Genomic DNA, 15,228 nt, shown 5'->3' on the forward strand with positions numbered 1-15,228 from the left:
ATGTTTGCCGACCTCGATCCCGTGGTGCTGGCGCGCATCCAGTTTGCCGCCAATATCACGTTCCACATCCTGTTTCCCACCATCAGCATCTCGCTGGGCTGGGTGCTGCTGTTCTTCAAGCTGCGCTACGGCAAGACCGGCGACGAAAGCTGGATGGACGCCTATCGCCTGTGGGTAAAGGTGTTTGCGCTGACCTTTGCCCTGGGCGTGGTCAGCGGCATCACCATGAGCTTCCAGTTCGGCACCAACTGGCCTGGCTATATGGAGACCGTCGGCAACATCGCCGGTCCGCTGCTGGCGTACGAGGTGCTGACGGCATTCTTCCTGGAGGCCACCTTCCTAGGCGTGATGCTGTTCGGCATGCGCCGCGTCAGCAATCGCATGCACACCATCGCCACCCTGCTGGTGGCGGGCGGCACCACGTTGTCGGCGTTCTGGATTCTCGCGCTGAACTCGTGGATGCAAACCCCGGCCGGCTTCGTCATGATCGATGGCAAGGCGCACGCGACCAGCTGGTTCGAGATCATCTTCAATCCATCGTTCCCCTATCGCCTGGTGCATATGCTGCTGGCCTCGGGCCTGACGGTGGCATTCCTGCTGGCCGGGCTCTCGGCCTATCGGTGGCTGCGTGGCGATCGTGGCCGCGACACGCTGGCGGCGCTGCGGACCGGCGTGGTACTGGCGGCCATCCTGATCCCGCTGCAGATCGTCGCGGGCGACCTGCATGGCCTCAACACGCTGCATCATCAGCCGGCCAAGATCGCGGCAATGGAAGGCATCTGGAAGACCGAAAAGGGCGCGCCTGCCGTGTTGTTCGGTCTGCCCAATGCCACCACGCGCACCAATGACTTCGAGATTGCGATTCCCAAGCTGGCTTCGGTCTACCTGACTCACAAGGTCGACGGCGAGATCAAGGGCATCGATGCCTTCGGCGACAAGCACCCCCCCGTGGCGCCGCTGTTCTTCGCCTTCCGCATCATGGTCGGCATCGGCCTGCTGATGCTGGCGGTGTCGTGGCTCGCGACGTGGCAATTGCGCAGGCGTGGCGCGCCCGCGCCCTGGATGGCGCGGGTCCTGGTGGCGATGACGTTCTCCGGCTGGATCGCACTGGTATCCGGCTGGTATGTGACCGAGATTGGCCGCCAGCCGTACCTGGTCTACGGCGTGCTGACCACCGCGGAGGCAGCCTCCAAGGTGCCCGCGCCGATGATCGGCACCACTCTCGCGATGTACCTGAGCCTCTACGTGGTCCTGCTGGCCGCCTATATCTCGGTGGTATTCCACCTCGCCCGCAAGGCCGGTGGCGGCACCACCGAACCCGATATTGAAACACCGCAACCCGTGCTGACGTCTTCCGCCAGGAGCGCGCAATGACCCCCGCCACCCCCGATCTGACCCAGCCCGCCGGCTGGATGCCGCTGGTTTTCCTGGCCCTGATGGGGCTCTCGATGCTGATCTACGTGATTCTCGACGGTTACGACCTTGGCGTCGGCGTGCTGCTGCGTCGCGCCGACGAGGCCGACAAGGACACCATGATCGCCTCCATCGGTCCGTTCTGGGATGCCAACGAGACCTGGCTCGTACTCGGCGTGGGCCTGCTGCTGACGGCCTTTCCAATTGCCCACGGCGCGATCCTGACGCACCTGTACCTGCCGGTGGCGTTGATGCTGGCGGGACTGATCCTGCGTGGCGTGGCCTTCGACTTCCGTGTGAAGGCGCGCGATCCGCACAAGCCGTGGTGGAACCGCGCCTTTTATGCGGGTTCGCTCCTGGCCGGGTTCTCGCAGGGGTTGATGCTGGGGCTCTATATCACGGGTTTCCGCTACGACTGGGCGCACCTGCTGTTCGCGGTGGTGGTCGGGCTCTGCCTGGTGGCCGGCTATTGCTCGCTGGGCGCCGGCTGGCTGATCATGAAGACCACCGGCAACCTGCAGGCGCGGGCCATCTACTGGGCGCGACGCAGCCTGTGGCTGACGGGGCTGGGCGTGACCGCGATCTCGGTGGTGACGCCGCTGGTCAGCACGCGTATCTTCGACAAGTGGTTCTCGCTGCCGAACATCATCCTGCTCGCGCCGATTCCCCTGGCGACGGTAGCGGTATTCATCATCCTCGACCGCGTGCTGCGTCGCCTGGCCAAGTCGCAGGCGGCAGGCAGCGATCGCTGGTGCTGGGTGCCGTTCGCGGGGACCGCGGTGATCTTCCTGATGGCGTTCAACGGTCTTGCCTACAGCCTGTTTCCGTATCTCGTGGTGGACCAGATCGATATCTGGCAGGCCGCGAGCGCGCCGGAATCGCTGCTGGTAATCCTGATCGGGGCGGTCATCGTGCTGCCCACCATCCTCGGCTATACGCTGTATGCTTACCGCGTTTTCTGGGGCAAGGCGACCGATCTCCACTACTACTAGCGATGCGCAATCTCGACGAACACACCATCACCGAAGCCGTACTGGCGCGCCATGCCGGCATGACGGACGAGCGGCTCAAGACCATCATGACGAGCCTGGTCCGGCATCTGCACGATTTCGCGCGCGAAGTGCGGCTGACCGAAGATGAGTGGGCCGCCGGGATTTCGTTTTTGACCGAGGTTGGCCAGCAATGCACGACCACGCGACAGGAGTTCATTCTGCTGTCGGACACGCTGGGACTGTCGACGCTGGTCACCGCGCAGAACCATCGCAAGCCCGACGGCTGTACCGAAGCGACCGTATTCGGGCCGTTCTATGTGGATGACGCGCCCGGGTATGCGCTGGGCGATGACGTCGCCAACGGCATGGCCGGTGAGCCTTGCTATGTGAGCGGCACGGTACGCGGCCTCGGCGGCGAGGTCGTGCCGAATGCGAAGATCGAAGTGTGGCAAGCCGATGCCAACGGCCTGTACGACGTGCAGGATGCCGACCGCACCGAAGCGCGCGGCCGCGGCACCCTGCATGCCGACGCGCAAGGACACTACCGGTTCCGCTCGATCCTCGCCGATTGCTATCCGATTCCGCACGACGGACCGGTGGGTCGCATGCTCGCCGCGATCGACCGGCATCCATGGCGCCCCGCTCACCTGCATTTCATGATCACGGCGCCGGGATACGAAACGCTGATCACCCACGTGTTTCGCAACGGCGATCCCTATCTGGACTCCGACGCCGTCTTCGGCGTGCGCAGCTCGCTGGTGGCCGACTGGATCCGCCACGAAGCCGGCCCCACACCGGATGGCGGCACGTCCGCAAAGCCGTTCCATACGCTCGCGTTCGATTTCGTGCTGAACTCGGCCAAGACGGATCGACAACGATAGCGCTGGTACTGGCGAGGTCGCTCAGAGGTCACTCAGGGTGCCTCAGGGTCGCTTCCGGTCGCTTTGGGTGGCTCAGGGGTCAGCTTTCGGCCGGAAAGTGCCGCTATCGCGTTGTCACGAATTTTCCTTGTAATTTCCTGATCTGTCAGCTAATGTTGTGTCAGAAACTTGGAGGGCGACCATGGGTCACTACACCAAAAGCAATTTCTCACTGACACGTAGCATCGGATTTCAGTTGAACCGCGCGCGCAATGCATTGATCCTCCAGATCGATGTCGCGCTGCAGGAGCTGGACGTCACCGCACAGCAGATCGGCATCCTCACGGCGCTGCACCAGGGCATCGCCAGTACGCCGTTCGAGCTGTGCAAGCTGCTGGCGATGGATACCGGCCTGATGACGCGCATGCTCGACAAACTCGAGACGCGCGGCCTGCTTGAACGCAGCCGCAGTGTGGAAGACCGCCGCGTGGTCAATCTTGCCATCACGGCCAAGGGCCACGAAGTGGCCGAGCGGATTCCGGACCTCGTGCTGCCGGTGCTGAACCACAAGCTGCGCGACTTTACCGATGCGGAATTCCACGAGTTCCTGCGGCTGCTTTCCAAATTCAACGACGCCTGAGGGCGCGTTTTTTTGCCCATTTAACTGACAGATCAGCAAATGATGAATCAGTCGATATTCCGAACCAGACGGCTCGCGGCCCCCGCGCTCTCCCTGCTCGCTGCGGCCGTGCTCGCCGGTTGCGTCAATTACGCCGGCATCCGTAGCGACAAGCAAATCGCCGATCCGGCGCAGTACAGCGCCACGCAGAGCCTGCCCGCCCAGCACGGGCGCTGGCCCGCCGCGGACTGGGCCGACCAGTTCGGCGATGCCCAATTGAAGGCCTTGCTCGATGAAGCCATGCACGACAGCCCGACGCTCGACATGGCACGGGCACGCGTGGCCGCGGCACGCGCCCTCAGCGAGAGCGCCAATGCGAACACGCTGCCGCGCATCGGCGCCAATTACGCCTGGACCCGCCAGCGGCTGCCCGAAAACACATTTGTGCCGCCGCCCTATGCGGGCTCGTGGCAATCCGAGAACAAGGCCGTCCTCGATGCTTCCTACGAGCTCGACCTCTGGGGCAAGAACCGCGAGGCGTTGAAATCCGCCGTGTCCGCGGTGCATGCAAGCGAGGCCGATGCCGAGCAGGTCCGGCTCACGCTGAGTACGGCCATCGCGCGCGCCTATAACGAACTCGCACGGCTGTACGCGCTGCGCGATATCGCCGCAGACGAAGTGGTGCAACGCCGCGAGGTGCTGCGCGTGACCAACGGCCGCGTGACGATCGGCCTTGATACCGAAGTGGAACAACGCACGGCCGAAGCCAATCTGGCCAGCAGCGAGGCCGCCGTCAGCGCGCTCGACGGCTCGATCCAGCGCACGCGCTTCCAGCTCGGCGCGCTGCTCGGCAAAGGCCCGGACCGTGGCCTTGCCCTTGCCAAACCCGCGCTGGGCGCCGGCGCGACCGTGGCACTGCCAGACAACCTCCCCGTCGACCTGGTCTCGCGCCGCCCCGATATCGTCGCCGCGCGCTGGCGTGTCGACGCTACGCTGCACGACATCAAGGTGGCCAAGGCCGAGTTCTATCCGGATATCAACCTGTCCGCGGCGATCGGCCTCGATGCTTTCGGCTGGGGCCGCTTCCTGCGCGCCGCCAGCCGGACCGCGTCCGTCGGTCCCGCCATCCATTTGCCGATCTTCGATGGCGGCGCGCTGCGCGCACAGCTCAAGGGCCGCTACGCGGACTTCGATTTCGCCGTGGCCAACTACAACGACACGCTCGTCAACGCCTTGACCGATGCGGCGACCCAGCTCTCGGATATCCGTGCGATCGACGACCAGATCGTCAATGCCGAGCGCAGCGACAGCGCCGCCCAGCGCGCATTGACCCTTGCACTCGCGCAGTACAAGGCCGGCCTGACCACACAACTGACGGTGCTCAACGCGCAGACCAACGCGCTGGCCAGCAGCCAGAACGTGGCGAATCTGCGCATGACGCGCCGTGACCGGCAGATCGCGCTGGCCTCCGCGCTTGGCGGCGGCTTTGTCGACCACTCCGATTCCACGCAACAGGCGGCTCTGGTCCGCTGATCCGCAATAACGACGATACGCACAGGTGCCCTCATGACTGCAACCACCACCGACGAACGCAACGCGGTAACGACCCCACCCAACCCCGCCGCCGGCAAACGCAAGCGATGGCTCGCACTGCTGGGCCTGGCCGCCGCCCTCGGCGCCATCGGCTATGGCACGTATTACTACACGGTGGCGCGCTTCCACGAAGAAACCGACGACGCCTATGTCAATGGCAACCTGGTCCAGCTCACGCCGCAGGTCGCCGGCACGGTGGTCGCCGTGAATGCCGACGACACCCAGATCGTCAAGGCGGGGGAGCCGCTGGTCACGCTCGATACCGCCGACGCCAGGATCGCGCTGGCCAACGCCGAGGCCGAGCTCGGCCAGACCGTGCGCAAGGTCGGCGCGCTCTACGTCAACAACGACGTTCTCGCCGCCACGGTGCGGCAACGCGAGGCCGACCTCGCACGCGCCCAATCGGACCTGCAGCGCCGCACCGGCGTCACGGAGACCGGCGCGGTTTCCGCCGAGGATGTGGCGCATGCCCGCGATGCGGTGCGCATTGCCGCCGCCGCGCTCGATACCGCGCGTCAGCAGCTCGCCGCCAACCATGTGCAGACCGATGGCAGCACCGTGGCCGACCATCCGACCGTGCAGGCCGCCGCGGCCAAGGTGCGCGACGCCTGGCTGGCCAGTGCGCGCAACACGGTACCGGCGCCGGTCACTGGCTACGTTGCGCGCCGCGCGGTGCAGGTCGGTCAGCGCGTTGCGCCAGGCAACCCGCTGATGGCCGTGGTACCGCTCGACGGCGTCTGGGTCGATGCCAACTTCAAGGAGATGCAGGTACGGCATCTGCGCATCGGCCAGCCGGTGACGCTGCACGCCGACCTGTATGGCGGCAAGGTGACCTATCACGGCAAGGTGGTGGGCTTTGCCGCCGGTACCGGCAGCGCGTTCTCGGCATTGCCCGCGCAGAACGCCACCGGTAACTGGATCAAGGTGGTGCAGCGTCTGCCGGTGCGCATCCAGCTCGATCCCGCGGAACTGCGCGCGCATCCGCTGCAGATCGGGCTGTCGATGGTGGTCGACGTCGATACCAAGGGAACCGGGGCCGAACTGGGTACGGCCGACGCCGCGGCATTCCGTACGCGTTACGAGACCACCGTGTTCGAGCGCCAGGGCGCGGAGGCCGATCGCGAGATCGCCCGCATCATCGCCCGGAACCTGAACGGCAAGCCTGGCAAGGGCGCCTGAATTTCTACCGGAGTCCAGCATGCGACCGCAGGCACCTAATCCGCAGGCACCACGTCCGCAGGCGCCTATTGCGCCGGCACCGATGAGTCCGCCTCCGCTGACCGGCGCCAGACTGGCGTTGGGCAGCTTTGCCGTGGCCCTCGCCACATTCATGAACGTGCTCGATTCGTCGATCGCCAACGTCGCGATTCCCACCATCGCGGGCAATCTTGGCGTGTCGGTGGACGAAGGCACGTGGGTCATCACGCTGTTCGCCGCGGCCAACGCCGTTTCGATTCCGCTCACCGGCTGGCTCACCCAGCGCATCGGCCAGGTGCGGCTGTTCGTCGGTGCGCTGTTGATGTTCGTGCTGGCGTCGTGGCTGTGCGGCATTGCGCCGAACCTGACCACGCTGCTGGCCGCGCGCATCCTGCAGGGTGCGGTCTCCGGACCGTTGATCCCGCTCTCGCAGGCGCTGCTGCTCGGGTCCTTTCCCAAGGACAAGAGTTCCTCCGCACTCGCGATCTGGGCCATGACCGCCACGGTGGGGCCGATCGCCGGGCCCGCACTCGGCGGCTGGATGACCGACAGCTATTCGTGGTCATGGATCTTCTACGTCAACGTGCCGGTCGGGATCTTCGCGGCGGCGGTGACATGGACCATCTATCGCGACCGCGAGTCGCCCACACGCAAGCTGCCGATCGACCTGGTCGGGCTGGCATCGCTGGTCACGTGGGTGGCGGCGTTGCAGATCATGCTCGACAAGGGCAAGGATCTCGACTGGTTCGGCTCGCCTGTCATCATCACGCTGGCGATCGTCGCGGTGCTCGGCTTTGTGTTCTTCCTGATTTGGGAACTGACCGAACCGAATCCCATCGTCGAGCTGCGCCTGTTCCGGCATCGCAACTTCCTCGCCGGCACGATCGCCATCTCGGTCGCGTTCGCCGTGTTCTTCGCCAACCTCGTCGTGCTGCCACAATGGATGCAGCAGTACCTGGCCTACCCCGCCGTCAACGCCGGACTCGTCACCGCGCCGCTCGGCATCTTTGCGGTGCTGCTGTCGCCGGTGGTTGGCAAGTTCCTGCCCAGGGTGGAGTTGCGCGTGCTGGCGACGCTGTCTTTCCTGGGCTTTGCCGGCGTATTCCTGATGCGCTCGCACTACACCACCGGCGTCGACACCTGGACCCTGGTGATACCCACGCTGCTGCAGGGCATTCCGATGGCACTGTTCTTCGTGCCACTGACCGCGATCATCCTGTCCGGCCAGCCGCCGGAGAAAATTCCTGCCGCGGCCGGCCTGTCCAACTTCGTGCGCCTGTTCTGCGGGGCGGTGGGCACGTCGCTGGCCACCACCACCTGGAACAACCGCGCCATCCTGCACCACGCGCAGCTGGCCGAGCATGCGAGCCCCAACGATCCGGCCTACCAGGCCGCGCTGCGATCGATCCAGGACACCCTGCACTTCTCACCGCAGCAGGCGCTGGCGTATTTCGAACGCTCGCTGAACATCCAGGCAAACATGCTCGGACTGAACGATATCTTCTGGATCTCGGCCGTGATCTTCGTGGCCATCGTCCCGCTGGTCTGGTTCACGCGGCCGGTCCGGGGCGGCTCCGCGGATAGCGCGGCCGCCGCGCATTGAGACATGGCGCTGGCGCACGTAGTATCCTGCGATGCTGTTCGTGGATTTTCTGCAGTACCGTTCGAATTCCACGCCACGGACATTGCGTTCGCCATGCCATCTGGACCGTCGGATCCCACCCCCGCCGCCCCTGCTACTACCCCCGCCAGCAAGCTGCTGGCGCGCCTGCGCAGCCACGCCGGCGCCCAGGTGCGCGCCATCACGCGCAGCAATTCCGGGCTCACGCTCGACTATGACAATCCGCCGGGCGATCCCGGTCTGTTCGGCCCCGACGCGGTCTGCTGGCGCGTGCATGCCGACTTCCCGGCGATGCTGGCCGGCGGCGTCAGCGCGCTGCTGCTGCAGGCGCTCCATCCGCTCGCGCTGGCGGGCGTCTGGGACCACTCCACGTTCCGCACCGACATGCAGGGCCGCCTGGGCCGTACCGCGCAATTCATTGCCGGCACCACCTACGGCAGCCGTGCCGATGCGATGCAGCTGATCGAGCGCGTGCGGCGCATTCATGCCCATATCCGCGGCACCGCGCCCGACGGCCGCCCCTACGCCGCCGACGACCCGGCGCTGCTGACCTGGGTACATGTCGCCGAGGTCTCCAGCTTTCTGGCCGGCTACCTGCGTTATGTGGGTCCGTTGTCCGCCGCCGACCAGGACCGGTACTTCGCCGAGGAAGCGCACATCGCGGCGCTGCTGGGCGCGCCCGACGTGCCGGACTCGCACGCCGCCATCGCCGCTTATCTCGACGCACAGCGTCCCGGCCTGGTCGCCAGCGATCGCACCTTCGAGGTGGTACGGCTGGTGATGTCGATGCCGGTGGCCAGGCCGCAACTGCTGCCTGCCGTGCGCGTGATGACCGATGCCGGCGTGGCGCTGCTGCCGGCATGGGCGCGGCAGATGCTCGGGCTCGACGCGCCCTCGCTGCGGCGGCAGTTCTCGCGCGCCGGCATGCGCATGCTGGCGCCGACCCTGCGCTGGACGCTTGGCCCGGGGTTGGCGGCACGTGCCCGGCGCCGCGCGACTTGTGGGCCGGCGTAATCGCGACTAGGCTCCATGACAGAGGCCGCGGCATGCCATGCCGCGGGCTGGAGCCACCTTGCAGACAACCACAAGTACGCTGCTGCGGTCGCTGCTCGCCATCGCCTACACGCTTCCCCTCGTGCGTCCGGCCACCAGCGTGGCCGCGTGCGACAGCAGTACGCCTGGCAGCGGCACCACCGTCCAATGCACTGGCAACCTCTCCGCGCCGGTTCTGGCCCCCGCTGGCAGTCATGACGTCACGATCAATATCGACACCGGCGCTGATGGCGCATTCAGCAACAACACAGTTCCTGTCCCGGTCCGCGTCGACACCGACAGCCAGGTGCACCACCGGGGCACGCTGACCCTGGGCGGCGGTGCCGCCAGCGGCAGCGCGCGTGGCGCGGCGTTGCTCGGCGTCAACCACGGCAACGCAATCGTCAATCATGCCGAGGGGCGCATCACCACCACCGGTGCATTCAATGACGGCATGGCGGCCAATGGCAGCGGCAATATGCTGGTCAACGACGGCAGTGTCCGCACCTCGGGTCCCAACGCCTATGGCATGACGGCGGCCTGGGGACAGACCAATGCCGGTCAGTCGGGCAACGCGCTGGTCAACACCGGCAGCATCGTCACCGTGGGCAGCAACGCGAGGGCCATGTCGATTCTCGGCGGCACGGGCAGCATTGCCAACCACGGTAGCCTGCTGACCACCGGCACCGCCAGCTTTGCAGTGTATATGCAGGGAAACGGCGACAGCCACGTGAATACTGGCACCATCGAGACGCGCGGCAGCGGCGCCGATGCCGTGTTCTCCAATACGGCGAGTTCCGGTTTTACCGCCACCATCGAGAATGGACCCGGTGGCCAGATCATCAGTCGTCTGGCGTCAGCGGTGCGTACGCTCAACGGCGCGAGCACCGTCATCAATGCCGGGCTGCTGCAGAGCGATGCCGGCACGGCGGTGTCGATGGGCGGCGGCGCCAATACGCTGGTGCTGCTGACGGGCTCGGTGATTCGCGGCAGTGCCGATGGCGGCGGCAATGCCGCTACGCGGCTGGTGCTGCAAGGCTCGGGGACCGCCGATAACGTGTTCTCCCGCTTTGCCGCGTTGCAGATGCAGGGCGACGCGTGGACGTGGCGCGGTGCGGGCAGCTTCCAGGCGGTGGAGGTCCAGCGCGGTGTCTTGCACCTGGACGGCACGCTGGGCGGCGCCACCACCGTGCGCGCCGGCAGCACGCTGGCCGGCACCGGCATGCTGGCTGGCAATCTCGTCAACGCGGGCGTGCTCCATCCCGGCAACGGCAATGCAAGCGGCCAGCTGACCATCGTCGGCGGCTACACCGGCGACCATGGCACGCTGCGCAGCGAGAGCGTGCTCGGCACCGATACCGCGCCGGCGGCGCGCCTGGTGGTGTCGGGCGGCGCCATCGCCGGCACCACCACCATTGCGCTCGCCAACCTCGGCGGCCATGGCGGGCTGACCACCGGCGACGGTATTGCGCTGGTGCAGGCGGTCGATGGCGCAACCTCGCGCGCGGATGCGTTTGCGCTGGCGGGCGGCTCGATCAGCGCGGGCGCGTATGCGTATTACCTGTTTCGCGGCGGCGCCAGCGCGGGATCGGCGCATAGCTGGTATCTGCGCTCGACCCTGCCGCCCGCACCGCCACCTCCGCCACCGCCGCCACCCTCGCCACCTTCGCCAGAAGCGCCGCCACCGGTGCCCCCACCCGCGCCGGCACCGGTACCCGAACCCGCGCCAGGCACACCGACGCTACCGGCCGCGGTCCCGGGCGCCGCACCCGTGCCTCTCTACCGGCCCGAGGTGCCGATCTATGCGGAAATGCCCGCAGTCGCACGCGCGCTCGGATTCCAGCAGATCGGCACCTTTCACGACCGGCACGGACAACAAGGGCTGCTGGCGGGGCGCGGCACGCTGCCGTCGAGCTGGACCCGCGCGTGGGGCGGACGTGTCCAGCAGGGGCAGCAAGGCGATACCGACCCCGCGTTCGACGGCAGCATGGTCGGACTGCAGCTCGGCCAGGACCTGTACGCCGACAGTACCCACGCGGGCCATCGCAATCACTATGGCGTGACGGCGGGACTGGCGCGGGCCCGCGGCGACGTGAGCGGACTGGCGCTCGGCTTTCCGCAAGCCACGGTCGGCACGCTGGATGTCGACGCCGCCAGCCTCGGGCTCTACTGGGCCCATATCGGTCCGGGCGAGTGGTATGGCGAGGCGATCGTGCAAGGCAGCACGCTGACGATGACGCCCCGATCGTCGCGCGGACTCGGCGCCTCCACGCATGGCCACGCACTGGCGGCTTCGCTGGAGGCCGGGGTACCGCTGCGCGTGGGCACCGGCGTGATCGTGGAACCGCAGCTACAGTGGATCTGGCAGCGCGTGACCATCGACGATATCGACGATGGCATCTCAACCGTGGCCTTCCACAATGCCAACGGCTGGCTCGGCCGCGCGGGGGTGCGCGTGGAGCACCCGGTCGAACAACGGGGCATCGTCTGGATGCCGTATGTGCGCGCCAATGTGCTGAGGCGATCCGGCGGCACCGACAGCGTGGTGTTCGCCGGCACCGATGCCATCGCCACCCGCCTTGCCGCCACCTCGGTGCAATTCGACGCGGGTGTGGCCGCCCGCCTGGGCCAGCGCGGCAGTGCGTACGTCACCATCGGCTATGCGACAAATCTCGATGGCTCGCGCGAGAACAGCTTCCGCGGCAACCTGGGGGTGCGCTGGCGCTGGTAGTCGCACGCGCTTGCCATTTGGCGGGTGCGCACAGGCCCTGGCAAGCCCGCACTTGCGCTTCGGCCAGGACTTGTATAGCCTTGCTACTAAGATTCAATCTGTCCGAGTTTAACCATGTCCTATATCAGCACGGGCGTCGAATATGCGCTGCATTGCATGCTGCACCTGATGCGCAGCGAAAATGCGGCCATGGAGGAAGCCAGCGTGCGCGACCTGGCGGAACTGCAGGGCATCCCGGCCGAATATCTGGCCAAGGTATTCACCAAGCTGGCGCGGGCCAATATCGTCAGCGCCACCGAAGGCATCAAGGGCGGGTTCCGGCTCGCGCGGCCGAGCAACCGGATCACCGTGCACGATGTGGTGGTGGCGATCGACGGGGACAAACCGCTGTTCGACTGCCGCGAGATTCGCAGCCGTTGCGCGGTCTTCGACGACAAGGCGCCGGCATGGGCCACACGTGGCGTGTGTGGCATCCATGCCATCATGCAGTCGGCGGAGAAGGCCATGCGGGCCGAGCTGAAGCAACACACGCTGGCCGATCTGGCGGAGCGCACGGACGGCAAGGCCCCTGCCTCCTATGGTCCCCAGGTGGTGCAATGGCTGACCGACCGCGCCGCCAATCGCCGCAGCGATCGATCGGACCACGGCGGCTGATCCCCTGCCAGCAACCCGAGGGCGGCGAGCCCCCCCGTCGAGCCTCGGCACCGCCAGGGCCGCGCCCACCCTGCCTAGTCGATAAATGCGTCCGCCTGTCGGATGATCGCGGTCCACCGGGCGATTTCACTGCGCAACTGCGACGACAACGCAGCCGGCGTGGCGCGCTCCGCAGGCACCGGAATCGCCCCGAGCTTCTGCATACTCTCGCGAAACGCCGGGTCGCTCACCGCGTCCTGCAGCGCCTTCGCCAGTCGCGCCACCACCGGCTGCGGCGTGCCCTTCGGTGCATAGATGCCGTGCCAGACCGTGACCTCGAAATCGCCAAGGCCTTGTTCCCGCAATGTCGGCAGGTTCGGCAAACTGGGGAGCCGCGCTGCAGTCGTGCTGCCATAGGCCTTGACCCTGCCGGTATGGATGGGCTGCAGCGTCGTCGTGATCTGGTCGCACAGCAGGTCGACCTGGCCACCCTGAATGTCGACCATCGCCGGCGCAGCACCTTTGTACGCGACGCTCGTCATCGGCACATGCAACTGACTCATCAGCATGAGCCCGCACAGATGCGAGGCCGTACCGACGCCCGCGTTGGCAAGATTGATCTTCTTCTGGTTGGCCGATATATACCGTCGCAACTCCGCGAAGCCGTTCGGCGCCAGCTGGGCGCGTGCAACCAGCGTCATGGGCACGTCCGCGACCAGGCCGATGTACTCGAAGTCCCGGGTCGGGTCGAAGCGTAGCGATCTGGTCAGCGCCGGCAACGTCGCCATGCCGATGTTATGGATCAACAGCGTGTAGCCGTTCGGCTCCGCCCGCACCACGGCTTCCGACCCGACGATGCCGCCCGTGCTGGCGCGGTTTTCCACGACCACGCTCTGGCCGAGCGTGCGGCCCATGGCAACGCCCAGATGACGCGCCACGACGTCCGTCGGTCCGCCGGCAGAAAACGGCACTACCAGCGTCAGCGGCCGGGACGGGAACGTCTCCCCGAATGAGGATCCGCATGCCAACCAGCCAGCCAGGCATGCGACAGCGTACTTCACGGTGTGATACTTCATGGCCTGTCTCCTTCGTAGTTGTTATGCACGCCCGCGCAATTGCTCAACGCGCGCCGCCTATTCGCGCCGGCGCATGGTGACGAACTCCTCCGCAACGCTCGGATGCAGCGCGACCGTCTGGTCCAGCGCGCGCTTGGTCACACCATGCTGAAGCGAGACCGCTCCCATCTGGATGATCTCCGCCGCATCCCGTCCGACCATATGCATGCCCAGCACGCGATCGCTTTGCGCGTCGACCACGAGCTTCATCAGCACCCGTTCCGCGCTGCCGGCGACGGCTGCGCGCAAGGGCCGGAAGTGGGATCGATATACCGCGACATCGGCAAACGTGGCGCGCGCCATCTGTTCGGTCAGGCCGACGGCTGCAATCTCCGGCGTCGAGAACACGGCGGTGGGGGTAAAGGTGAAATCGGGCGCGCGCTCCTGTGTGCCCTCCTGCACGCCCTCCCGCGTCCTATCCTGCGCACCATTTGCCGTATGGCCGAACAGGAACTCCGCCAGCCATTGGCCCTGGCGTATGGCGACCGGCGTCAGGTTCAACTGTCCGATGGCGTCGCCGATCGCATGCACGCCCGCCAGCGAGGTGGCATAGCGCGCGTCCACCGCGATCGCGCCGGCGGCGGTCCGCGCGAGGGCGTCGCCCGCTGCCGAGATGTCCGGCACGCGGCCGGTCGCATTGAGTACCGCATCGCACTCGACCACCCGCCCCGTGCTGTCCGTGACGCGATAGCCGGCCGCGCACGGCGCGATGCTGCGCACCTCGGCACGGAGGCGAATCTCGATGCCCTGCTCGCGGTATGCCGAGGCAACGCCCTGCTGGAGGTCCGCATCGAAGCCGCGCAAAAGCGCGGCACCGCGGTGGACGATCGAGACCTCCGCGCCCAGGCCGTTGAAAATGCCGGCGAACTCGAGCGCGATATATCCGCCGCCAATGATGACGATGCGCGCGGGCAATGCCGGCAAGGTGAAGACATCGTCGGATGTGAGGCAATGCTCCGCGCCCGCAAATGTCAGCGGCGCCGGCACCGCTCCCGTGGCCATCACGATGTGCCTGGCCGCCACCATGTCGCCCGACGCCAGCCGGACCCGGCCGGGGCCCGCCAGGGTCGCACGCGCGTTGATGAGGGCGACGCCGCTGCTATCGAGCCCCCTCCGATACAGCTGTTCGAGCCGGCTCACTTCCGCGGCAACGCGGTCGCGCAGGGCAACCCAGTCGTGGCCGGAGCTTGCCAGCCGCCACCCGAAGCCGGTGGCATCGGCCGTTTCCGCGCGGAAGCGGCTCGCCGTCACCAGCAGCTTCTTGGGGACACAACCGCGTATGACACAGGTGCCACCCACCCGCGCCTGCTCGGCAATGGCGACCCGCGCGCCAAGTGCGGCGGCGGTACGGGCCGCTCTTACGCCGCCCGAGCCGGCACCGATCACGAACAGGTCGAACGGTTCCACGTCGCGCGTCATCGC

The 15,228-nt window shown here is 66.8% G+C and carries 12 protein-coding genes; 10 read left to right on the top strand and 2 right to left on the bottom strand.

What is annotated here, in order from left to right; all coding sequences use genetic code 11:
* The 10 genes from DFLDMN_RS28870 to DFLDMN_RS28915 all read left to right on the top strand — a co-directional run bounded on the left by DFLDMN_RS28870 (window position 1) and on the right by DFLDMN_RS28915 (window position 12,712).
* Entirely contained in the window at window positions 1-1,374 is a 1,374-nt protein-coding gene (locus DFLDMN_RS28870; protein ID WP_423199166.1) for a cytochrome ubiquinol oxidase subunit I, read from the top strand.
* The gene (locus tag DFLDMN_RS28875) at window positions 1,371-2,405 is read left to right on the top strand and encodes a cytochrome d ubiquinol oxidase subunit II (RefSeq protein ID WP_423199167.1); all 1,035 of its coding nucleotides are present in this window, start codon (window positions 1,371-1,373) and stop codon (window positions 2,403-2,405) included. The genes DFLDMN_RS28870 and DFLDMN_RS28875 overlap by 4 nt, the downstream gene beginning before the upstream one ends.
* A gap of 2 nt (window positions 2,406-2,407) precedes the next feature.
* Window positions 2,408-3,286, top strand: a complete 879-nt coding sequence (locus tag DFLDMN_RS28880; protein ID WP_423199168.1) for an intradiol ring-cleavage dioxygenase — start codon at window positions 2,408-2,410, stop codon at window positions 3,284-3,286.
* A 181-nt stretch (window positions 3,287-3,467) separates the two neighbouring features.
* Complete coding sequence (locus DFLDMN_RS28885; RefSeq protein ID WP_423199169.1) at window positions 3,468-3,905, top strand: MarR family winged helix-turn-helix transcriptional regulator; 438 nt, start codon at window positions 3,468-3,470, stop codon at window positions 3,903-3,905.
* A 39-nt stretch (window positions 3,906-3,944) separates the two neighbouring features.
* Window positions 3,945-5,417 (top strand): efflux transporter outer membrane subunit, encoded by a 1,473-nt coding sequence (locus tag DFLDMN_RS28890; protein WP_423199170.1) that lies wholly within the window; start codon window positions 3,945-3,947, stop codon window positions 5,415-5,417.
* A 33-nt stretch (window positions 5,418-5,450) separates the two neighbouring features.
* Complete coding sequence (locus DFLDMN_RS28895) at window positions 5,451-6,656, top strand: efflux RND transporter periplasmic adaptor subunit (protein ID WP_423199171.1); 1,206 nt, start codon at window positions 5,451-5,453, stop codon at window positions 6,654-6,656.
* Window positions 6,657-6,738: 82 nt separating this feature from the next.
* Window positions 6,739-8,277: a DHA2 family efflux MFS transporter permease subunit gene (locus DFLDMN_RS28900; RefSeq protein ID WP_423199172.1), complete on the top strand. Its 1,539-nt coding sequence runs from the start codon at window positions 6,739-6,741 to the stop codon at window positions 8,275-8,277.
* A 93-nt stretch (window positions 8,278-8,370) separates the two neighbouring features.
* Complete coding sequence (locus tag DFLDMN_RS28905) at window positions 8,371-9,309, top strand: oxygenase MpaB family protein (RefSeq protein ID WP_423199173.1); 939 nt, start codon at window positions 8,371-8,373, stop codon at window positions 9,307-9,309.
* A gap of 58 nt (window positions 9,310-9,367) precedes the next feature.
* Window positions 9,368-12,058 carry an autotransporter outer membrane beta-barrel domain-containing protein gene (locus DFLDMN_RS28910; RefSeq protein WP_423199174.1) on the top strand — a complete coding sequence of 897 codons (2,691 nt, stop codon included), beginning with the start codon at window positions 9,368-9,370 and terminating at the stop codon, window positions 12,056-12,058.
* Window positions 12,059-12,172: 114 nt separating this feature from the next.
* On the top strand, window positions 12,173-12,712 hold the full coding sequence (locus tag DFLDMN_RS28915; RefSeq protein WP_423199175.1) for an RrF2 family transcriptional regulator: 540 nt from the start codon (window positions 12,173-12,175) through the stop codon (window positions 12,710-12,712).
* Between the two features lie 74 nt (window positions 12,713-12,786).
* On the opposite strand, the gene DFLDMN_RS28920 is transcribed toward DFLDMN_RS28915, so the two are convergent.
* Window positions 12,787-13,767 carry a tripartite tricarboxylate transporter substrate-binding protein gene (locus tag DFLDMN_RS28920; RefSeq protein WP_423199176.1) on the bottom strand — a complete coding sequence of 327 codons (981 nt, stop codon included), beginning with the start codon at window positions 13,765-13,767 and terminating at the stop codon, window positions 12,787-12,789.
* 57 nt (window positions 13,768-13,824) lie between these two features.
* Window positions 13,825-15,225: an FAD-dependent oxidoreductase gene (locus tag DFLDMN_RS28925; RefSeq protein ID WP_423199177.1), complete on the bottom strand. Its 1,401-nt coding sequence runs from the start codon at window positions 15,223-15,225 to the stop codon at window positions 13,825-13,827.
* Between the last annotated feature and the right edge of the window lie 3 nt (window positions 15,226-15,228).

Source organism: Cupriavidus sp. H19C3 (genome assembly GCF_049393815.1).
In the GTDB taxonomy this organism is placed as follows: Bacteria; Pseudomonadota; Gammaproteobacteria; order Burkholderiales; family Burkholderiaceae; genus Cupriavidus.

Excerpts from the sequence above, each read along its gene's own strand:
- DFLDMN_RS28870 (WP_423199166.1), top strand. The coding sequence starts at position 1 with ATGTTTGCCGACCTCGATCCCGTGGTGCTGGCGCGCATCCAGTTTGCC.
- DFLDMN_RS28875 (WP_423199167.1), top strand. The coding sequence starts at position 1,371 with ATGACCCCCGCCACCCCCGATCTGACCCAGCCCGCCGGCTGGATGCCG.
- DFLDMN_RS28880 (WP_423199168.1), top strand. The coding sequence starts at position 2,408 with ATGCGCAATCTCGACGAACACACCATCACCGAAGCCGTACTGGCGCGC.
- DFLDMN_RS28885 (WP_423199169.1), top strand. The coding sequence starts at position 3,468 with ATGGGTCACTACACCAAAAGCAATTTCTCACTGACACGTAGCATCGGA.
- DFLDMN_RS28890 (WP_423199170.1), top strand. The coding sequence starts at position 3,945 with ATGATGAATCAGTCGATATTCCGAACCAGACGGCTCGCGGCCCCCGCG.
- DFLDMN_RS28895 (WP_423199171.1), top strand. The coding sequence starts at position 5,451 with ATGACTGCAACCACCACCGACGAACGCAACGCGGTAACGACCCCACCC.
- DFLDMN_RS28900 (WP_423199172.1), top strand. The coding sequence starts at position 6,739 with ATGAGTCCGCCTCCGCTGACCGGCGCCAGACTGGCGTTGGGCAGCTTT.
- DFLDMN_RS28905 (WP_423199173.1), top strand. The coding sequence starts at position 8,371 with ATGCCATCTGGACCGTCGGATCCCACCCCCGCCGCCCCTGCTACTACC.
- DFLDMN_RS28915 (WP_423199175.1), top strand. The coding sequence starts at position 12,173 with ATGTCCTATATCAGCACGGGCGTCGAATATGCGCTGCATTGCATGCTG.
- DFLDMN_RS28920 (WP_423199176.1), bottom strand. The coding sequence starts at position 13,767 with ATGAAGTATCACACCGTGAAGTACGCTGTCGCATGCCTGGCTGGCTGG.
- DFLDMN_RS28925 (WP_423199177.1), bottom strand. The coding sequence starts at position 15,225 with ATGACGCGCGACGTGGAACCGTTCGACCTGTTCGTGATCGGTGCCGGC.